Origin of the sequence: Halosimplex carlsbadense 2-9-1 (genome assembly GCF_000337455.1) — an archaeon.
Taxonomy (GTDB): Archaea; Halobacteriota; Halobacteria; order Halobacteriales; family Haloarculaceae; genus Halosimplex; species Halosimplex carlsbadense.
In genome coordinates this window covers 18,642-38,882 of the sequence record NZ_AOIU01000029.1, presented here as the reverse complement: position 1 = coordinate 38,882, position 20,241 = coordinate 18,642, and the positions used below count along the sequence as shown (strand labels likewise).

Below are 20,241 nucleotides of genomic sequence, written 5' to 3'. Positions count from 1 at the left end.
TTCTCTGTCAATGGCTGATATGAACCTTCGAGACTGGGTCGGCAGCGGTCACCAGTCCTACCTCGGTGACCACCCGCGACAGGTCGTGTTCGGTTCGATGACGACGGTCGCCCTGTTTGCCGCTGGTGTGTTCTTCGACGGGTTGTCACAGGCGATCGGGACGACGGGACTCGTGGTCGTCGCGCTCGCCGGCTTTCTCACCGGAGCCTCGCTGGGTCGCAAGTGGTACGAAGGGGTCGCCGTGGCTTTCCGCGCGGTAGTCATCGGGCTGGCCGTCTCGGCGCTCGCAGTCACAGTGGGGTTGCTCGTTCTATGGCTCGTCCAGCCCGAGGGGAACTCCATGTACGGCGCGCTGTTGTCCGGCGTGTTTCTGATGGTTCTCGGCCCACTGTTCGGCTTCGTCGGTGCCGTAGGAGGTGGTGTCGGGACTGTCCTCCGTCGGTTCGTCGTCCCTCCGGGGACCGACCCGCCGACCTACTGACGGAGGCGGTGAAGGCCGGCGCACTCGTCCAGTAGCCCCGACGGTTTTGCCGCTCGGCCTCCTTGCGAGCGTATGGACCGACCAGTGCGCGTCTTCGGCGCGCCGATGGACCTCGGAGCGGACCGGCGCGGCGTCGACATGGGACCCTCGGCCATCCGCTACGCCGGCCTCACCGACGAACTCGACTCGCTCGGGATCGACTGCGAGGACGGCGGGAACGTCGTCGTCCCGAGCCCCGAGCGGACCGAACCGGACGCCGGTCGGCCGCCGGAGGGGCGTGCGAAGTACCTCGGCGCGACCGAGCGAGTCTGTCGCGACCTCGCCGACGAAGTGGCCGGCGCCGTCGCCGACGGCGCAGTGCCGCTCGTCCTCGGCGGCGACCACTCGATCGCCATCGGGACCGTCGGCGGCGCCGCCCGCGACCGCGACCTCGGGATCGTCTGGTTCGACGCCCACGGCGACTTCAACACGCCTACCACGTCGCCCAGCGGGAACGTCCACGGGATGTCCCTGGCCGCGATCCTCGGCCGCGGCTCGTTCGCCGACAGCGAGTGGGCCGACTCGCCCACGGTCGACGCCGAGAACGTCGCCATGGTCGGGCTCCGAGATCTAGACGACGAAGAGCGCGAGGCGGTGCGCGACAGCGAGGTAACGGCGTTCTCGATGACCGACGTCGACCAGCGCGGGCTCCCCGAGGTGACGCGCGACGCCGTCGAGGTGGCCGCGGACGGCACCGACGGCGTCCACGTCAGCCTCGACATGGACTTCCTCGACCCGACCGAGGCGCCCGGGGTCGGCACGCCGGTCCGCGGCGGCGCCTCCTACCGCGAGGGCCACACCGCGATGGAACTCGTCTCGCGGGCCACCGGCCCGGCCCTGGCCTCGCTGGAGATCGTCGAGGTCAACCCCATCCTCGACGACCACAACAGGACTGCCGAACTCGCCGTCGAACTCGCCGCGAGCGCGCTCGGAAAACGGATTCTCTGACGCCCGAATCGCGAGCGTCCCGCCGCTCACTCCCGCCGCGAGAGCGCGACCGCACCGAACAGGACGACGGCGACCACCACGACGGTCACCCCGAACCCGGGGCCCAACCCGTCGGTCGCGCCATCCGTGACCGTCGCGGTCCCGTTCGCGGCCGTCCCGTTGGGCTCGACGGTCCCGTTCGGACCAGTCGTGCCGACGGCGGTGCCGTTCGGAACGGGCGTCGCCGTCGGCGTGTCCGTCCTGCGTAGCGTCGGCGGCGGGAGTTCCGTCGTCCCGACGGCCTCGTCCGACTCCGTCGCGGTCGGCGTCGGCGACGGCGTCGCGGTCGGAGTGGGCTCGTCGGTCGACGTCGCGGTCGGGGCCGGCGTCCCCGTGATCGCCTCGGCCGGCGGGAGCGTGACGCCGAGATACTGCGGGCTCCTGGGCGGCGTCGAGTTGTCGCCGTCGAGCAGCACCCGACCCACGCCGTAGACGGGGTCGTCGCCGATCCGATAGGGGCTGTCGTCGGCCGGGTAGTCGAACCGCTCGTCGCCGTCGTCGTCGCGGTGGGCCACGAGGACGACGTTCGCGCTGTCGGTCAGCGGGCGGTCGAGCGACACCGTCGGGTCGTGGACCCCGGGGTCGAGGTAGCCCGAGCGGCCGATCAGGTTCCCGCGGGTCACCTGCTCGTCCGGCGGGACGAGGTAGACCGCGAGGAACCCGCCGTCTTCGAGCGCGACGCGGGCGTTCTCGACCCGGTCGGCCTCGCTCGAACTCGGCGACTCGTACTGTTCGAACAGGACGGCCGTCGCCTCGGCCGACCCGGTGGTCAAAAGCGTCTGCGAGTTCGCGATCTGGGCGATCGACGCAGTGAACCGGCTCTCGTTCGGCGCGTCGCTCAGGTCGACGTCGACGCCGAACGTTCCGTCGTCGTCGACGGTCGTCCGCGCGCTCGCGTCGTAGTCGCGGTCCAGCCCGGTGACCTCGATCGTCAGGTTCGTCCCCGGCGCCAGGTTCGTCTCGCCGGCGACCCGCTGTCCGGAGTCGGCCGACCGGACGAGGATGCCGGCGTCGGAATCGTAGCTGTAGGTCCGGTCGGCGACCGCGTAGTCGACCGCCGTCGTCGTGTTCGACTCGACGACGTGGGTCCCACCGGCGAAGGCGTACGTCGCCCGTCCCGGCCCGCGGAGCGCGCCCTCGTCGTCGGGCTGGGACGCGACCCGCCGCAGGTCGGCGGTCACGTACACCGTCTCGTTGGACGGGTCCGGGATCACGCGCGCGGTCCCGTCCCCGACGCTCCCCGCCACGTCGACCGCCGATTCGCAGTCGCCCGAGGAGGTGATCGACAGGTCGAACGCACCGTCCTCGCCGGTCGCCGTGAGGAAGTTCGCCTCGCTCGTCGCGCCGCCCTGGGCGGCCATGAGGCCGTAGAAGCCGCTCGCGTTCAGCCGGTAGACCATCGTGTCGCCCAGCGCGGCCTCGGGTCCGTCGCCGGTCGGCGTCGGCTCGGAGATCAACCCGGACTCTCGGGCCGCGGCGATATCTTCGTCGGTGTCCAGTTCCTCGAAGCGGTCGCCGGGCGCGCGCAGGAGGGTCAGGTCACCGACTTCGGGCTCGTCGATGGTCATCCGTTGGGTGGTCGTCCCGGACGCGGTCTCGACGGTCACGTCGTAGGCGCCGACCGGCATCGGCGTCCCGGTGACCGACCCCCTGTCGGCGACGGCCACGCGGTCGTTGTCACCGGCGGTGTACGCGAAGTTCGCGACCGCCGAGTCGTTGCCCGCGAGATAGGTGTTGACGTACAGGGTCGCCGGCTTGCGACCGTCGTTGTTCGCGAACGTCAGCGAGACGTTGAACTCGCCGCCGACCGATTCGATCCGGACGGTCCCGGTTCTACCGTTGGCGATCCCGGTCTCGATGGCCGCGATATCGCCCCGGGCCACGTCCAGTTGCGGCGCTTCCGGATAGCTGGCCAGCGAGTGGCCGCTCGCGGTTCCCGACGCGACCGGACCGTCCCCCGCGTTCGAACCAGCGAATCCGCCCGTCGCGACGCCGGCCGCCGGACAGCCCGACCCGGCGGCGTCGACCGCGGCCGCCGCGGGCTGTGTTCCCGACCCGGCGACCGCGAACGCCGGTAGCACCGCCGTACCGGCGACCGCGAACGCCAGGACGAACAGTACGCCGACCGTCGAATCTGCGGGTCTGCCGAGCATAGTTGAGTCGTCGGGTTCCCCCGTGCTGTCCGGGAGTCCGCCCGACTACGGCAAAGTTCTTGTGACCTTTCACGGGCGAGCGTCGCGCTCGACGGCGAGAACGGCGAAAATGGATCGGGGGTTGTGAGCGGCGCTACTGCTCGTCTTCCGCGTCGTCGTCACCGGCCGCTTCGACGGACTCCGGAACGACGTCGACGCTCGCCACCTGGTCGCCGTCTTCCAGCTTCATCACCACGACACCCTTCGTGTTCCGGCCGACTTCGCTCACGTCGCCGGCGCGGATGCGCATGATCTGGCCGCGCTCGCTCATGATCATCAGGTGGTCGTCGGTGCGGACGGCCTTGACCGTGCTGACGGGCCCGTTGCGCTCGTCGGTCTTGATGTCGATGAGTCCCTTCCCGTAGCGGGACTGCCGTCGGTACTCCGTGAGGGGGGTGCGCTTGCCGTAGCCGTTGCGGGTGACCGTCAGCAGACACCGGTCGTCGTCCTCGTCGGTGGCGACCATGCCGGCGACGTGGTCGTCGCCCTGGAGGTCGATCCCGCCGACGCCGCGGGCGTTGCGGCCCATCTCGCGGGCCTCGCTCTCGTCGAAGCGGATCGTCATGCCCTGTTCGGTGGCGATGACGAGGTCTTTGGTGCGGTCGGTCACCTCCACGTCGACGAGTTCGTCGCCCTCCTCCAGGTCGGCGGCGATGATCCCCGTCGAGAGGATGTTCTCGAACTCCTCGGCGTTGGTCCGCTTGACGTAGCCGTCGCGAGTGACCATCGCGATGGACTCCTCGGGCTCGAAGTCGTCCGTGTTGACCACGGCGGTGATCTCCTCGCCGTCGTCGAGGTCGATGAGATTCACGGCCGATTTACCGCGCGCCGTCCGGCTCATCTCCGGGATCTCGTAGGTCTTGAGCTTGTAGACCTGTCCCTGGTTGGTGAACGAAAGCAAGTAGTCGTGGGTGTTGGCCCGGAAGACCTTCGAGACCCGGTCCCCCTCCTTGGGATCTGCCCCGATGATGCCCTTGCCGCCGCGACCCTGGGGGTCGAAGCGGTCGACGGGCATCCGCTTGATGTAGTCGTCCTCGGTGATGACGACGACCACGTCCTCCTCGGGGATGAGGTCCTCGTTGGTGATCTCGTCGCTCTCGACGAAGTTCGTCCGGCGCTCGTCGTCGTACTCGGCCTTCATCTCCTGTAGCTCCTCCTTGATGACCGCCAGGAGCTCGCTCTCGTCTTCGAGGATCGTCTCCAGGCGTTCGATCTCGGCCTGGAGGTCATCGTACTCGTCCTCGATCTCCGCTGCCTCCATCGACGTGAGCGAGCCGAGCTGCATCCGGACGATGTGATCGGCCTGGTCGCCGGAGAAGTCGAAGGCCGTCTGGGCGTCGAGGTGTTCGAACTCCGCGTCCAGCTCGTCGAGGTCGACTTCGCCCTGCAGGGCGGCCTTCGCCGCGTCGCGGTTCTCGGAGTTACGGATGAGGTCGACGACGGCGTCGACCTGATTCAGCGCCTTCAATCGGCCGTCGAGGATGTGCGCGCGGTCCTCTGCCTCGGCGAGTTCGTACTGCGAGCGCCGCCGGACGACCTCCTTGCGGTGGGCGAGGTACTCGTCGAGGGTCTCCTTGAGCGTCAGGACCTTGGGCTGGCCGTCGACCAGCGCGAGGTTGATGACGCCGAAGGTGGACTCGAAGTGGTGTTTCTTCAGCTGGTTCTCGACCACGTCGATGTTGGCGCCGCGCTTGAGGTCGATGACGACCCGGACGCCGTTGCGGTCCGATTCGTCGCGCAGGTCCGAGACGCCCTCGATCTTCCCCTCGTTGACGTCCTCGGCGATGCGCTCGACCATCCGCGCCTTGTTCTCCTGGAAGGGGATCTCCGTGAGGACGATCCGGCCCTCCTCGCGCTGGAGTTCGTACTTCGCGCGGACGGTGACGCGACCACGACCGGTCGCGTAGGCGGAGTACACCGCCTCGCGGCCGACGATCGTGCCGCCGGTCGGGAAGTCCGGCCCCTTGATCGGGCCGGCGGTGCCGTTGCCGCGGCTGTCGCGCGTGTCGACGAGGTCGTCCACGTCGCAGTCGGGCTCGTCGATGATCTTGACGACGGCGTCGACGACCTCGCCGAAGTTGTGCGGCGGGATGTTCGTCGACATGCCGACCGCGATGCCCGACGAGCCGTTGATCAGCAGGTTCGGCACCTTCGCGGGCAGGACCGCCGGTTCAGTCAGCCGGTCGTCGTAGTTGGACTGGAAGTCGACGGTGTCCTTCTCGATGTCCGCCAGCATCTCCTCGGCGATGGGGGCCATCCGGGCCTCCGTGTATCGCATGGCGGCCGCGGGGTCACCGTCCATCGAACCGAAGTTCCCCTGGCCGTCGACCAGGGGGTAGCGCATCGAGAAGTCCTGTGCCATCCGGACGAGCGTGTCGTAGATGGGGCTGTCACCGTGGGGGTGGTAGTCACCCATCGTCTCGCCGACGATCGAGGAACACTTCCGGTGGGAGGTGTTGCTCGTCACGCCCATCTCGTGCATCGCGTAGAGGATGCGCCGGTGGACGGGCTTGAGCCCGTCGCGCACGTCCGGCAGGGCACGGCCCGCGATGACGCTCATCGCGTAGTCGATGTAGCTCTGCTCCATCTCGTTCTCGACGCGGACGCGGTCGACCTCGGCGGCCGGCGTCACGTCTGAGTCGGGTACGTCTGAACTCATTGTCGCTGTGTCACCTGTGTGTTTGTCGTGGTGGTGATCGCCGTAGCGGGCCTCGCCCCGGCCTGGCCGTCAGTCCGGGTAGCTCGGTCCCGTTCGTCCGTGTCCGTCGCCATCAGATGTCCACCCATTCGGCCTCGGGCGCGTGGTCCTTGATGAACTGCTTGCGGGGTTCGACGGCGTCGCCCATCAGCACGGAGAACATCTTGTCGGCCGCGGCGGCGTCCTCGATGGTGATCTGCTTGAGAATGCGCTGTTGAGGATCCATCGTCGTGTCCCACAGCTGCTGGGGGTTCATCTCGCCGAGGCCCTTGAACCGCTGGACCTGCGTGGGGTTACCGTCGCATTTCTCCTCGACGATACGGTCGCGTTCCTCGTCGCTCATCGCGTCGTAGGTCTCCCCGCGATACCGGACCCGGTACAGCGGCGGCTGGGCGGCGTAGACGTAACCCGCCTCCAGCAGCGGGCGCATGTGGCGGTAGAAGAACGTGAGCAGCAGCGTCCGGATGTGCGCGCCGTCGACGTCGGCGTCCGTCATCAGCACGATCTTCTCGTAGCGGGCCTCCTCGATGTCGAACTCGTCGCCGATCCCGGTGCCGATGGCCGTGATCATCGCGCGGATCTCGTTGTTCTCGAGGATGCGGTCGAGACGGTGTTTCTCGACGTTCAGGATCTTCCCGCGGATGGGGAGGATCGCCTGGAACTCGGGGTTGCGGCCCTGTTTGGCCGACCCGCCGGCGGAGTCGCCCTCCGTGATGAACAGTTCGGCGTCCTCGGGGTCGCGCGTCTGGCAGTCCGAGAGCTTCCCAGGGAGCGCCGTCGAATCGAGCGCGGACTTGCGGCGAGTCAGTTCCTTGGCCTTCTTGGCGGCCTTGCGCGCCTTGGCGGCCTCGACGGCCTTCTGGACGATGACCTCGGCGGTGTCGGGGTGCTCCTCGAAGTAGGTCCCGAGCCCGTCGTGGACAGCCGACTCGACGATGCCCCGCACCTCGCTGTTGCCGAGCTTCGTCTTGGTCTGGCCCTCGAACTGCGGGTCGGGGTGTTTGACGGAGATGACGGCGGTCAGCCCCTCGCGGATGTCGTCGCCCTTGAGGGTCCCGTCGATCTCGCCGAGCAGACTGTTCTCCTCGGCGTAGTCGTTGACGATGCGGGTCAGCGCGGTCTTGAAGCCCGTGAGGTGGGTGCCGCCCTCGCGCGTGTTGATGTTGTTCGCGAAGGCGTGGATCGACCCCTGCAGTTCGTTCGTCGCCTGCAGGGCCACCTCGACGTGGATGTCCTGGTCCTCGTCCTCGAAGTAGACGACCTCCTGGTGGAGCGGCTCTTTCGTCTCGTTGAGGTACTCGACGAACTCGCGGATACCGCCCTCGTAGCGGAAGGTGTCCGCGGTGCCGTCGCGCTCGTCGGTCAGCGTGATCTCGACGCCGGAGTTGAGGAAGGCCAGTTCGCGCAGGCGCGATTCGAGCGTGGAGTAGTCGTACTCGTCGGCCTCGAAGATCTCGGTGTCGGGCCAGAAGCGGATCGTCGTGCCCGTCCCCTCGTCGGCGTCCATGTCGCGGACGCGTTCGAGCCCGTCCTGTGGGGCGCCCTGCTCGAAGGACTCGCGGTAGACGGCACCGTCGCGCTTGACCTCCACGTCGAGGCGCTCGGAGAGGGCGTTGACGACGGAGACGCCGACGCCGTGGAGTCCGCCCGACACCTGGTAGGATTTGTTGTCGAACTTCCCGCCCGCGTGGAGGATGGTCATCACCACCTCGACGGCGGGCTTGTCGTACTTCTCGTGGGTGTCGACCGGGATCCCCCGGCCGTCGTCGGAGACCGAGACGGACCCGTCGTCGTGGATGGTAACCGAGATGCTGTCGCAGTATCCGGCCAGTGCCTCGTCGATAGAGTTGTCCACGACCTCGTAGACCAGGTGGTGCAGCCCCCTGTCGTCCGTGGACCCGATGTACATCGCCGGGCGTTTGCGCACGGCCTCCAGCCCCTCAAGGGCCTGGATCTGCTGTGCGCCGTACTCTTCAGGCTCCCGTGACATAGAATCTGTCTCCCCGTAGTACACCGGCTCCCTTAAAGCTCTCGCACGCGCGCTCGCGCGGACGCCGGGCGGGGCGATCCGCTCGCCTGCGAGATCGGTCGCCGGTCTCGCCCGGACGGGACTGATCACGACCGGGCCGCGTCCCGGCCGCCCGGAGCGACCGGTTTCACTTTCACCCCGGCGGCGAACGCCTTTTAAGCCGCCCGGCAGTAGGGGGGCTCACGGATGACATCGTATCAGTCGCAACTCGGCGAGGGTGAGGGGATCGCCGAGGAGCTGGCAGAGAGCCAGCGGTCGATCTCCATCGCCGAGTTCTTCGAGAAGAACAAGCACATGCTCGGGTTCGACAGCGGGGCCCGGGGGCTCGTGACCGCCGTGAAAGAGGCGGTCGACAACGCGCTGGACGCCTGCGAAGAGGCGGGTATCGCCCCCGACATCTACGTCGAGATACAGGAGGCCGGGGACTACTACCGGCTCATCGTCGAGGACAACGGCCCCGGGATCACCAAAGAGCAGATCCCCAAGGTCTTCGGGAAGCTGCTGTACGGGTCGCGCTTTCACGCCCGCGAGCAGTCGCGCGGCCAGCAGGGTATCGGGATCTCCGCGGCGGTGCTGTACTCGCAACTGACCTCCGGCAAGCCCGCGAAGATCACCTCCCGTACCAAGGGCGGGGCCGACGCCGAGTACTTCGAGCTCATCATCGACACCGACACCAACGAGCCGGAGATCGACGTCGAGGAGACCACGACCTGGGAACGACCCCACGGCACGCGCATTGAGATGGAGATGGAGGCGAACATGCGCGCCCGCAACCAGCTCCACGACTACATCAAAGACACCGCGGTCGTCAACCCACACGCCCGCATCGAACTGCGCGAGCCGAGCGAACACATGAAATACGAGCGGGTGACCGACCAGCTGCCCGCCGAGACCGAGGAGATCCGCCCCCACCCCCACGGGGTCGAACTCGGGACCCTGATCAAGATGCTCGACGCCACCGACTCCTACTCGGTGTCCGGGTTCCTCCAGAACGAGTTCACCCGCGTCGGCGGCAAGACCTCCGACTCGGTCATCGACAACTTCCGCGACCGTCACTTCGGCCGCGAGATGTCGTGGACGCCGCCCAAATCGCACGAACCGGCGGACGTGGCGCGCGCGCTCGACGCGGCCGTCGCGAACAAGGGCGCCGAGGCGACCGCCGAGTTCGCAGACCGCGTCGCCGACGCGCTGGACGGCTACGACCGGGTCGCCCACCACGAGTTCGTCGACCTGGTCGACGACGTCGCCGACGACATCGAGGACAAACACGACGTGACGTTCGGTTCGACGGTCCGCGAGAACGCCTGTGAAGCGGGCTGGGGAGCCGTCGTCGGGGCGGGCGACGCCGTCGGCGTCGACGAGGACGCCGATGAGTACGAACAGCTCCGCTCGGATCTGTACGCCGTCGTCGACGAGGTGACGACCACCCAGAAGGACGACGCGACGGTCCAGGGCATCGCCGACCGGCTCGCCCCGAAGTTCGGGGACAGCGACGACCCCCGGCACCGCTTGACCCGCGACGAGATCCGCGAGTTCGTCCGCCGAGCGGCCGACGCCACCGAGGAGTACGACGACGCGACCTTCGGCGAGACGGCCAGGGAGAACGTCGTCGAGGCGCTCTGGGAGCGGGCCCGCGGCGTCCCCGACGACCCGCCGAACGTGACCGAGATCGCGGGCGACCGCGACGCGTCGAGCGAACTGCTCGACGCCATGCGCGAGACGGACATCATCGCGCCGCCGACCGACTGCCTCTCGCCCATCGAGTCGGACCTCATCGAGGAGGGGCTGCGCAAGGAGTACGACGCGGACTTTTACGCCGCCTCGACCCGCGACGCCTCCGTCCACGGCGGCGACCCGTTCATCGTCGAGGCCGGCCTGGCCTACGGCGGCGACGTGGAAGCGGAGGGCAAAGCCGAGGTGATGCGCTTCGCCAACCGCGTTCCCCTCGTCTACCAGCGCGGCGCCTGTGCGACGACGGACGTGGTCAAGCAGATCAACTGGCGCAACTACAACCTCGACCAGCCGGGCGGTTCAGGCATCCCGAACGGTCCGGTCGTCATCATGGTCCACGTCGCCTCGACGAACGTGCCCTTCACCAGCGAGTCGAAGGACGCCGTCGCGAACGTCCCCGAGCTGGAGTCGGAGATCGAACTCGCGATGCGCGAGGCGGCCCGCGAGCTGAAGTCGTTCCTGAAAAAGCGGCGGTCGATGCAACAGCGCCGGGAGAAGCAGGACAAACTCGCGACGATCCTGCCGGAGATGGCCGAGAAGCTCTCGGCGGTCACCGACAACGACGAGCTGGACATCGACGACACGCTCGCCCGTATCATGAACAACGTCCTAGTCGAGCGCCAGCGCGACGGCGACACCGTCCGGCTGGTGATCGAGAACAACTCCGACCGGGCGGCCGAGGTAGAGATAACGGACATCGTCGCCGGGAGCGAGCCGGTGCTGGCCAACGGCGACGCCAGCGTCGTCGAGATGGACGGCGAGTGGTTCGTCAAGTGGTCGACGTCGGTGTCGGCCGGCGACGAGGCGGCCCTGGAGTACGACGCGGGCGCCGACGCGGAGTTCGACATCTCCGTCGAGGGCATCGAAGACGAGCGGGTCACGATCGACGCGTAACAATGAGCGCAGACACGGACACATACCAATGAGCACGGACACAGACGCGGACGCGCGAGCACAGCTGATCGACCTCGCCGAGGAGTTCTACGAGCAGTTCGAGGGCGGCGACGTGCCGAAGATGCGGATTCCGACCCGGACGAAGTCCAACATCGAGTACGACGAGGACAAGAACGTCTGGGTGTACGGCGACCGGGAGAGCACCCGCACCGCCAAGACCATCTCCGGTGCGGAGAAGCTGCTGAAGGCCACCTACACCATCGACTTCCTGGCCCGCCAGCTCGACCAGGACCGCTCGTCGACCCTGCGTGAACTCTACTACCTCAGCGAGTCGTGGGACGTGGACGAGGCGCAGTTCAGCTCCCAGGACGAGTCGAACAACCTCATCGAGGACCTGGAGATCGTCTCGGAGGTCAAACGCGAGGACTTCCACATGCGCCCGGAGGAGTCCGGCGCGAAGGTGATGGGCCCGCTGCTGCTGCGCGAACAGACCAACCGCGGCGACCGCGAGATCCACTGCCAGGACGACGTGGGCCAGGGCGGCTACCAGATCCCGAACAACCCCGACACCATCGAGTTCCTCGACAACGACGCCGAGTTCGTCCTCTGCGTCGAGACCGGTGGCATGCGCGACCGCCTCGTCGAGAACGGCTTCGACGACGAGCACGACGCGCTGGTCGTCCACCTCGGCGGCCAGCCCGCGCGGGCGACCCGGCGGCTGACCAAGCGACTGCACGACGAACTGGACCTGCCGGTCACGGTCTTCACCGACGGCGACCCGTGGTCCTACCGCATCTTCGGCTCGGTCTCCTACGGGTCGATCAAGAGCGCGCACCTCTCGGAGTACCTCGCGACGCCCGAAGCGCAGTTCATCGGCGTCCAGCCCGAGGACATCGTGGAGTACGACCTGCCGACCGACCCCCTCTCCGATTCGGACGTGAACGCCCTGGAGAGCGAACTGGAGGACCCGCGCTTCCAGACCGACTACTGGGAAGAGCAGATCGAACTGCAACTCGAGATCGACAAGAAGTCCGAACAGCAGAGCCTGGCCTCCTACGGCCTGGACTTCGTCACGGACACCTACCTCCCCGAGCGACTGGACGAGATGGGCGTGCTCTAATCGGGACCGAACACCGCCCACGTTTCGACCCCTTTTTCGGGCGCTCAGACGGCCAGGTAGCTGATGGCGAACAGCACGACGTTGTAGAGGGCGTGGGCCGCGATCGGGACGGCGAGGTTGTCCGTCAGTTCGTAGACGGTGCCAAGCACCGCGCCGGTCGCCGCGATCAGGAGTGCGCCGGTGACGACAGCGCTCGGAGTCCCGGTGTAGTTGGCGAGGTGGAGCGAGCCGAACAGGAGGCTGGCGCCGGCGACCGCGCCGACGGGGCCGAACGCCTCCCGGAGCGTGCCCTGGACGACGCCGCGGAAGAGGAACTCCTCGGCGGGTGCGACCAGGACGATCGAGAGGAAGCCGAGCCACAGCAGCAGCGTCGGATCGGTGAGCGCGGCGTCCTCGATGACCGAGCCGGGGACCAGGTCCAGCGCCGCGAGGACGACCGACAGGCCGACGGCGCTCGCCAGCGCGGCGACCGTGGCGGCGGCCGCGTACCCGACCTGGCGGAGCGACGGGACCGCTATCGGGATCGACATGCCGCGGTACCGGGCCACAGCGTACCCGAACGCGAGGAATCCGACCTGCCCTACGGCCGTCAACCCGACGAACGCGGGCGTGCTCTCGACGTTCACCTCCAAGATGAACAGCGGTATCAGGAAGGCGATGCCCGCGGCGAGGGTCACGAGGAACGACGCGACCGTCAGGAGGACGGCGAACCCGACCGCGCGTGCCGGGCTCGTTCGGCCGCCCGCGTCGCCACTCGCCTCCGTCTCGTCCGTCAGAATGCCCACTGTCGTGTCACCAGAGGTCCCGTTCGACCGGTCACCGGATAAGGATTCGCTCCGGTCGGTCGTTTCGGCCGCCGAGCCGCCGCGGTTCGGCCGGGCCGAGCGTCGAAACCGGTGTTCGACACCTATCGCCGGCACCGCCGTGCCCGTCCGACCGTCACGGGTGCCCCGTCAGGTCTCGTCGAGGACGACCGGAACGCCGCGCTTCGCCACGTCCTCGGCGAAGGCACCGCTGTCGGCTTCGAGCGCCTCGAAGGTGTTGTAGTGGATCGGCAGCACCAGGTCCGGGTCCATCGCTCCGGCCAGGTCCGCGGCGTCGTGGCGGTCCATCGTGAACGACTGAGCGATCGAGGGGACGAACAGCGACACGTCCAGCGCCTCGTGGCCGTCCAGCGCGTCCGAGTCGCCCGTCCAGAAGACGTTCGTGTCGTCGATGGTGACGACGAACCCACAGCCGATCCCCTTCGGGTGGATGGGGTCGCCGTCCGCGTCGACGTTCTTCCCGTCGGGGTCGTTGTAGGCAGGGACCGTCATGATGGGCACGTCGCCGACGACGAGTTCGTCTTCCATCCCCACCTCGACGACCTCGTAGGGCAGATCCTCGACCGGCGTCAGTTCACGGTCGGTGTCTCCCACGTCGATGCCCTCGAAGGCGACGACGGTGGTGTCGTCGTTCGAGACGCGGTCGACGCCGTCGCTGTCGTAGTGGTGGATGTGCGTGACACAGACCACGTCGGCGTCCTCGGCGCGGTAGTCCTGGCCGGGCGGGTGGCCGACGCCGGGCGTGTCGGGCTCCCACTCGCCGGTCAGCGTGCCGTAGCGGCCGGGGTCGAGGTAGACGACGGTGTCGTCGCTCTCGATGCGCAGCGTCGCGTAGCCGAGCCAGTCGACGGTCAGGCCGTCGTGTCGGACAGTCATACCTCCGAATTCCCCCGAGACGCGGTTAAGCGTTCGGCTTCAGGTGGCCCCTTCCGCATCTGAGCGGCCCGTCACTGCTGGTCGGCCAGCCGCTCGACCCGTTCCAGCGAGTCCGCGTCGGTGGGGTCGATATCGTCGCGGACGCCGAGAAAGCGGGGAAACCGCAGCGCGTAGCCAGCCCCATAGGTGGGCGAGGCCTGGATCTCCTCGTAGCCCACCTCGAAGACGACCGCGGGCTCGACGTCCACGTCCGCGCCGTCCTCGCGCAGGACGTGCGGTTCGAGCAGGTCGGTCAGACCCGCCAGTTCCTCGTCGGTGATCCCGGTGGCGACCTTGCCGAGCGGGGCGAACCCGCCGTCGGTGGGCGCGGCGACCTCGAAGGTGCCCAACAACTCGGCGCGGCGTCCTTCGCCCCACTCGGCGCCGGTCACGACCAGATCGAGCGTCTCCACGTCGGGTTTGCGCTTGAGCCACTGCTTGCCGCGCCGACCCGGCGTGTAGGCCGATTCGGGGTTTTTCAGCATGATCCCCTCGTGGTCCGCATCGAGCGCCTCGGCCTCGATATCGGCGATCTCCTCGGCGTCCTCGGTGACGGTCAGGGCCGACAGCGCCCCGGCGCCGGCATCGCCGAGTGCGTCGGCCAGGCGGTCGTGGCGCTCGGTCAGCGGCTCGTCGAGCAGGTCGTCGCCGTCGGCGTGGAGGCAGTCGAACGCTCGGAACTCGACGGTCACGTCCTCGCGGGCCTTCGCCACGTCGTGTTTCCGCCGGAACCGCCGGAGGATCTCCTGAAACGGGAGGGGCGAGCCGTCGTCGGCGACCGCCACGACCTCGCCGTCCAGTATCGCGGGCCCGTCGAGGGCGTCCGCGACGAACGCGACGACCTCCGGGAGCGGGTCGGTCACGTCCTCCATGTTCCGCGAAAAGAGGGCCGTCTCCTCGCCGTCGTGATGCACCTGGACTCTCGCACCGTCGAACTTGGTCTCGACGGCAACGGACTCCCACTCGTCCAGTGCGTCGCTGACCGTTCCGGCCTGGGCGAGCATCGCGCCGACCGGCCGGCCGACTTCGAGCCCGAGCGATTCGAGGCCGTCGATCCCCTCGTCGCGGGCGACGAGCGCCACCTCGCCGTGGTCGTTGGTGACCTGCAGCGCTCGCTCGACCGCCTCGACCGGCACGTCGAACGCCTCGGCGATCGCGTCCCGGACCGTCCCGTCGCCGACGCCGATGCGCATCTCCGAGAGGACGAGCCGGGCGAGATACCGCGCCTCGTCGTCCCCCGCCCGGTTGAACAGCCCGAACAGGATGTCCCGCTTGGTGTCGTGGCTGCCCGACCCGTCTGCCGCGGCCAGATCGCGCAACTCGGCGTCGACCTCGGCGACGGTCAGCCCGTCGCCGCCGTCTCCGTCTCCCGCTCCGGCGCCCGCGCCGAACGCAGCGAGCCCCTGCTGGCCGCCGAAGTCGTAGCTCGAAGCGACCGCGCCCACGTCGCCCACGTCGGCGACCCGGTCCTCCACGTCGTCGACAGTGACGTTCCGGCCGGCCGCCTTCGCGATGGCCTCGTAGCACAGCGCCGGGCCGATGTCCAGTTTCGTCGAGTCGTGGGCGGGGAACACCCGTCCCTGAACGTACCGGGCGACGACGGGTAGATCCGCGCCCGCCGCATCCAGCAAGTCGGTCACCCCCTCGACGATGGCGGTGTCGGCGCTCTCGGCTTCGATTTCCCGGGCTCGCTCGGCGAAGGCGGCCAGCTCCATCGCCTCGTCGGTAGGTCCCCCGCCGGTCTAAAAGCTGCCGACCCCGGGCGAGACCGACCCGCCCGCCGGGAGCGAGCCCGCGAGGAGGCCCCGGAGCGACTGGCTCCCGCCCCGGTCCGACCGGAGGACCTGCGCCACGTCGTAGATCCGCGTCCGCTCGGTCGGATAGGTTCGGTCGACCGAGCCGCCGGTGTAGCCGAAGCGCTCGTCGCCGTCGGTGTCGAGATGGGGCACCGCGTACAGCTCCATCTCCTCGCTGTATGCCGATTCGAGGCGTATCCGGATCCCCTCGTGGGAGCCGGCGGCCAGGTACTCGCTGTGGCCGACGATCTCACCGTCGGCCGTCCGCGCCCGGACGGTGACGTAGCCGCCCTCCGAGAGCGAGACGGAGTCGACGGTGACGGTCTCGCCGGTCATCGTCTGGTCGTCGAAGGTGACCTGCGCGACCGGCGAGGACAGCAGCAGGAAGGCGCCGTAGGCGACGGCGAGCATGATCGCGGCGTGCTTGGCGCCGTGTTTGAGCGACCCCTCACCGAGCTGGCCGGCGATGAATCCAGAGAGGACCGCCTGGACGATGGCCGTGTGGAAGAAGACGAGCGTGTAGGCGGCCTTGTTCACCTGGCCGAAGCGGGCGAACGACTCGACGTTGACCGCGAGCCGGTTGCTGTTCTCGGGCGTCGGGACGTTGTTCGGGAGGCTCGGCACGAGCACCTCCTGGACGGCGACGATGATGACGAGGAACACCGCGAAGGAGATGTAGATGACGACGAGGTAGGTGAACATCTGCTGGCGGCGCTTGCGACGGAGTTTGAGCTCCGAGGCCGCCTGCTCGCCGGCGATCCGCAGGACCGGCGCGAGTTCGCCGCTCGCCCGGAGGGCGTTGGTGAGGAGCGTGACGACGCGGGTCGTCGCCGTCGTGCGGACGCGGAGGCCGAACCGGCGCAGGGCGTCGTCGACGTTCGCCCCGTAGGTCAGGTCCCGGCAGATCCGGTCGACCTCGACCGAGAGGACGCCCAGGTCGCTCTCGCGGACGCGCTCGAACCCCTCGACGACGGACATCCCCGCGTCGTTGAGGCTCGCGAGCCGTTCGAGCAGCTCCGGGAGCGCCGCCTCCATCCGGCGGATACGCCGGGTGTATATCTCCCAGACGACCGCGAACGAGCCGATCACGACCAACACCGCCTGGATCAGCACGTCGTCGAGGGCACGGGCCTGAACGCCGTTGGCGGTGATCGCGCCCGGCGCCCGGAGGGCGATCGACACCAGTGCCACCGGGACGGTGACGTAGAGGATCGCCGTCGGCCGCCGCATGAGCCCCTGAAACGGCCGGTCGACCAGCGACCGGACGCGGCGCAGGGAGTCGTACACCGCGAGCTGCTCGCGGAGGGTCGCAGACGCCGTGTAGCCGCCGTCGGCCACGGGCGCGTCGGCGTCCTCGCCGGCGGTCGCCCCGTCGGCCGCGTCCGGGGCCGCTCCGGGGAGCCCCGAGCGCCCGCGTATCGACTCGGCCAGCGCCCCCGTCTCGCTGCCGCTCGCGACGCCGAGCAGGTCGAGCTTCCCCGCGAGGTAGATCACGAACAGGACGTTAGCCAGCGGGATCATCACGTAGGCGAGCAGCCGCAGGAAGTTGATCGTCTGGGTCGTCGTCAGCCCGAAGACGAGCAGGATCGTCATCAGGAACAGCGTGCCGGCGACGAGGACGGTGACGTAGGCCTCGGCGATGGTCGACAGCAGTTCGAGGATGTCCTCCTGGCGGTCGACGGCCTCCTCCTGGTAGCGTTCGTACTGGTCGCGCAGGAACCCGGGGAGCCGCTGGCCGCTCTGGAGGACGCTCGCGAGGTTCTCGCTGAAGGTCTTGAACTGCTCGCTGGGCGTCCGCTTCGAGACGTTGCGGACGGCGGTGATGATGTCCCGGCCGAACAGGTCCATCTCGCGGACCGCGACGGAGATCTCGTCGGCGCCGTGGCCGTACACGTCGCGATTGTCCGCGAGCGTCCGCATCACGCCCGGGGTCGACATGCCGCCCCGCGAGAGGGCGTAGACGAACGCGACCGTCCGCGGCAACCCCTCGTTGATGCCGCGGCGTCGGACCTCGGCGTGACTCTGCGGGCTCTGCCAGCGATACCAGTAGGTGAACCCGGCGACGACGAGCCCGGAGACAGCACCGCCGGCCGTCAGCACGGCGAACACCTGGTTCGGAGTCAGCTCCGGTTCCAGTTCCGGCCGGCCGAGCGTGTTGGCGATGGAGCTGGGCAGCGCCTGGATGAACTCACCGACCGCCGGGAGCACGAGCAGGACGCCGCCGAAGACGTACACGCCGACGATGGCGCCGGCCAGCGCGGCGACGACCGTCACGAGGTAGGTCTCGGCGGCGTACGCGCGATAGGTCTGGTCGACGTACGCCTCCTTGAGCCGGTTCCGCCGGTCGGGCGCCTCCTCGGGGACGTACCGGCCGAAGTAGCGTCTCGCCGTCCGAGTGGCCAGGGTGTCGAGCCCGGCGTGGAGCGACGACAGCGGTATCAGCGCCGCCAGCGCCAGCGCGACGAGCAGCGGCGCGAGCCCGAGAACCGAACTCATGGCTGGTCGTCGACCGACGGTTCGGTCCCGTCACCGACCGCCGGGTCGCCCCCGTCCTCGACGGTCACGTCGGCCTCGTCGATCATGTCGACGACCTCCTCGGGGTCGGAGTAATACTTGTTCACCATCGCCGTGAACCGGCGGAAGTCGGTGATGTCGTTCTCCTGGAGGTAGGTCAGGAACCGCCGCCGGTTGCGCAGCTCGCGGAGCAACTCGGCGCGGGTCCAGCCCTGTTCCTCGCGGATCTCGTCGAGGAGTTCGCTGTTGTTACGGGTGAAGGTGTCGCCGGTGCCGTCCCAGTTGTAGGTGTTCGAGTAGTCGAGTTCGCCCGTCCGCTGGTCGATGCCCTCGATCTCGGCGATGGTCCGGGCGCGCCGGACGCGCTCGCCGCCCGAGCGCGTCAGGACCTGGACGCTCAGCACGTCCAGCGACTGCACCATCGGTCGCGGGACGTTGATCGGCTCGTTCTCCAGGCGGTTGATGACCGTCTGCACGGAGTCGGCGTGCAGCGTCGAGAAAGTCGTGTGTCCGGTGTTCATGGCCTGGAACAGGGTGATCGCCTCCTCGCCACGGACCTCGCCGACGACGATGTACTCGGGGCGGTGGCGTAGCGACGAGCGCAGCAGGTCGTACATCGTGATGTCGCCGTCGCCCATGCGCTCGCGCGTGACCGACGACAGCCAGTTCTCGTGATACAGCGACAGCTCCCGGGTGTCCTCGATGGTGATCACCTTCGACCGCGGCGGGATGAACATCGAGACGGCGTTCATGGAGGTGGTCTTGCCGGCCGCCGTCCCGCCGGCGAAGATGAGGCTCTTGTTGTTCTCGATGCAGAGCCAGAGGAAGGCTAACATCCGGTCGTCGTAGGTGCCGTAGTTCATCAGGTCGACCGGGGTGAACGGCTCCTCGGCGTACTTCCGGATCGTAAAGGCCGACCCTCGCGGGGTGACCTCCTCGCCGAGCGCCAGCTCGATACGGGAGCCGTCGGGCAGCGTCGTCGAGACGACGGGGTCGGAGACGCTGACGTGGCGGCCCGAGCGCTGGGCGAGCTGGATGACGTAGTCGTCGAGTTCGTCGCGCTCGAAGACGACGGTCGACTCCACGTCGGTGTAGTCCTCGTGGTAGACGAACACGGGGAGGCCGGCGCCGTCGCAGGAGATGTCTTCGACGCGGGAGTCGTGCATGATGGGGTCGAGTTTGCCGTAGCCCAGAAACGAGCGGTGCAGATAGTAGTACAGGCGGTAGAACGTCTCGGTCGCCACGTCGACGCCGTACTCTTCGAGGCGCTGACGGAGTTCCTCGCGCAGGGCGTCGGCGGGGTCCTCGCTCACGTCGTCGCGATAGAGGAGCGGGTCGCGGATGTCGTCGAACACGCGATGGAGGAGGTCGCGCTCGGTCTCGTCCAGGGTCGGTTCGACGACGCGGTAGCGGTGTTCGTTCTCCTCGTCGTCGTAGGCGATCGAGACGTACGCGAAGGGGGCGTTGAGCCAGTAGCGGTCGACCTCGCGACCGCCGGCCGGCGGGTCGTCGGCGACCAGCCGGCCGTGGCGAGCGGGGTCGTAGTCCGGGACGTGGATCCGCGAGCCCGTGAGCGCGCCGGCCGCCCGCGAGAGCCACTGCTGGAACGAACCCAGAGCATTGCTCTCCGTTTTCTCGCCTGCCATGTGTCTCACCCGGCCGTCGCGGCCTCTCGTTGGACTAAATTTCCGACCCACGTATTTAAACTCGAACCCTCAGGAATCATCGCTGAAATTCGCTCTGGGTCTCACGGTTGTCGGTAGGTTCGTCGTCGCCTCCACTGCCTGCAGGGTTGCAGGCGGGCGTACTCACCGACGCCCCCGGACGCTCGTCCTGTCGCCGTTCCGGCAGTCGGGTTCGGCGCCGCGATCCGCGCGCTGGGGCACCGGTCAGCCACACGAGGCGGTCGGCGCGGACTCGCCCATCGCGACACCGACCAGTGCGAGGAGTCGGCCACTCCGTCCGTCGATTTCCGCGTCGAGGTTCCGCGGACGAGTCGTGCGGTGACCGGTACACAGGTG

General features: G+C 68.5%; 12 protein-coding genes. 4 read left to right on the top strand and 8 right to left on the bottom strand.

Going from position 1 to position 20,241, the window contains the following annotated elements:
• Positions 1–19 precede the first annotated feature (19 nt).
• Positions 20–481, top strand: coding sequence for a hypothetical protein (locus C475_RS12225; protein WP_006884148.1), 462 nt, complete (start codon positions 20–22; stop codon positions 479–481).
• A 72-nt stretch (positions 482–553) separates the two neighbouring features.
• On the top strand, positions 554–1,468 hold the full coding sequence (rocF, locus tag C475_RS12220) for an arginase (RefSeq protein WP_049930525.1): 915 nt from the start codon (positions 554–556) through the stop codon (positions 1,466–1,468).
• A 26-nt stretch (positions 1,469–1,494) separates the two neighbouring features.
• Here rocF and C475_RS12215 read toward each other — a convergent pair whose 3' ends face one another.
• From C475_RS12215 to gyrB, 3 genes are all read right to left on the bottom strand, one after another.
• Entirely contained in the window at positions 1,495–3,660 is a 2,166-nt protein-coding gene (locus C475_RS12215) for a DUF7282 domain-containing protein (RefSeq protein ID WP_006884146.1), read from the bottom strand.
• Between the two features lie 133 nt (positions 3,661–3,793).
• A complete protein-coding gene (gene gyrA / locus C475_RS12210) occupies positions 3,794–6,358 on the bottom strand; it encodes a DNA gyrase subunit A (RefSeq protein WP_049930524.1) in 2,565 nt (854 codons plus the stop codon).
• 112 nt (positions 6,359–6,470) lie between these two features.
• A complete protein-coding gene (gyrB, locus tag C475_RS12205) occupies positions 6,471–8,387 on the bottom strand; it encodes a DNA topoisomerase (ATP-hydrolyzing) subunit B (RefSeq protein ID WP_006884144.1) in 1,917 nt (638 codons plus the stop codon).
• 225 nt (positions 8,388–8,612) lie between these two features.
• Here gyrB and C475_RS12200 point away from each other — a divergent pair, with 225 nt between their 5' ends.
• Entirely contained in the window at positions 8,613–11,051 is a 2,439-nt protein-coding gene (locus C475_RS12200) for a DNA topoisomerase VI subunit B (protein ID WP_006884143.1), read from the top strand.
• A 28-nt stretch (positions 11,052–11,079) separates the two neighbouring features.
• Positions 11,080–12,171 (top strand): DNA topoisomerase IV subunit A, encoded by a 1,092-nt coding sequence (locus C475_RS12195; protein ID WP_006884142.1) that lies wholly within the window; start codon positions 11,080–11,082, stop codon positions 12,169–12,171.
• A gap of 44 nt (positions 12,172–12,215) precedes the next feature.
• Here the strand turns inward: C475_RS12195 and C475_RS12190 are convergent, their stop codons facing one another.
• The 5 genes from C475_RS12190 to C475_RS12170 all read right to left on the bottom strand — a co-directional run bounded on the left by C475_RS12190 (position 12,216) and on the right by C475_RS12170 (position 19,866).
• Positions 12,216–12,956, bottom strand: a complete 741-nt coding sequence (locus C475_RS12190; RefSeq protein WP_204366166.1) for a CPBP family intramembrane glutamic endopeptidase — start codon at positions 12,954–12,956, stop codon at positions 12,216–12,218.
• A 168-nt stretch (positions 12,957–13,124) separates the two neighbouring features.
• Entirely contained in the window at positions 13,125–13,871 is a 747-nt protein-coding gene (locus tag C475_RS12185) for an MBL fold metallo-hydrolase (RefSeq protein WP_006884140.1), read from the bottom strand.
• Positions 13,872–13,942: 71 nt separating this feature from the next.
• Positions 13,943–15,625 carry an ATP-dependent DNA ligase LigA gene (ligA, locus tag C475_RS12180; protein WP_006884139.1) on the bottom strand — a complete coding sequence of 561 codons (1,683 nt, stop codon included), beginning with the start codon at positions 15,623–15,625 and terminating at the stop codon, positions 13,943–13,945.
• 27 nt (positions 15,626–15,652) lie between these two features.
• Positions 15,653–18,202 (bottom strand): type II secretion system F family protein, encoded by a 2,550-nt coding sequence (locus tag C475_RS12175; protein ID WP_006884138.1) that lies wholly within the window; start codon positions 18,200–18,202, stop codon positions 15,653–15,655.
• Positions 18,199–19,866 (bottom strand): type II/IV secretion system ATPase subunit, encoded by a 1,668-nt coding sequence (locus C475_RS12170; protein WP_006884137.1) that lies wholly within the window; start codon positions 19,864–19,866, stop codon positions 18,199–18,201. Before C475_RS12170 ends, C475_RS12175 begins: the two co-directional genes overlap by 4 nt.
• Positions 19,867–20,241 lie beyond the last annotated feature (375 nt).

Excerpts from the sequence above, each read along its gene's own strand:
- C475_RS12225 (WP_006884148.1), top strand. The coding sequence starts at position 20 with ATGAACCTTCGAGACTGGGTCGGCAGCGGTCACCAGTCCTACCTCGGT.
- rocF (WP_049930525.1), top strand. The coding sequence starts at position 554 with ATGGACCGACCAGTGCGCGTCTTCGGCGCGCCGATGGACCTCGGAGCG.
- C475_RS12215 (WP_006884146.1), bottom strand. The coding sequence starts at position 3,660 with ATGCTCGGCAGACCCGCAGATTCGACGGTCGGCGTACTGTTCGTCCTG.
- gyrA (WP_049930524.1), bottom strand. The coding sequence starts at position 6,358 with ATGAGTTCAGACGTACCCGACTCAGACGTGACGCCGGCCGCCGAGGTC.
- gyrB (WP_006884144.1), bottom strand. The coding sequence starts at position 8,387 with ATGTCACGGGAGCCTGAAGAGTACGGCGCACAGCAGATCCAGGCCCTT.
- C475_RS12200 (WP_006884143.1), top strand. The coding sequence starts at position 8,613 with ATGACATCGTATCAGTCGCAACTCGGCGAGGGTGAGGGGATCGCCGAG.
- C475_RS12195 (WP_006884142.1), top strand. The coding sequence starts at position 11,080 with ATGAGCACGGACACAGACGCGGACGCGCGAGCACAGCTGATCGACCTC.
- C475_RS12185 (WP_006884140.1), bottom strand. The coding sequence starts at position 13,871 with ATGACTGTCCGACACGACGGCCTGACCGTCGACTGGCTCGGCTACGCG.
- ligA (WP_006884139.1), bottom strand. The coding sequence starts at position 15,625 with ATGGAGCTGGCCGCCTTCGCCGAGCGAGCCCGGGAAATCGAAGCCGAG.
- C475_RS12175 (WP_006884138.1), bottom strand. The coding sequence starts at position 18,202 with ATGAGTTCGGTTCTCGGGCTCGCGCCGCTGCTCGTCGCGCTGGCGCTG.
- C475_RS12170 (WP_006884137.1), bottom strand. The coding sequence starts at position 19,866 with ATGGCAGGCGAGAAAACGGAGAGCAATGCTCTGGGTTCGTTCCAGCAG.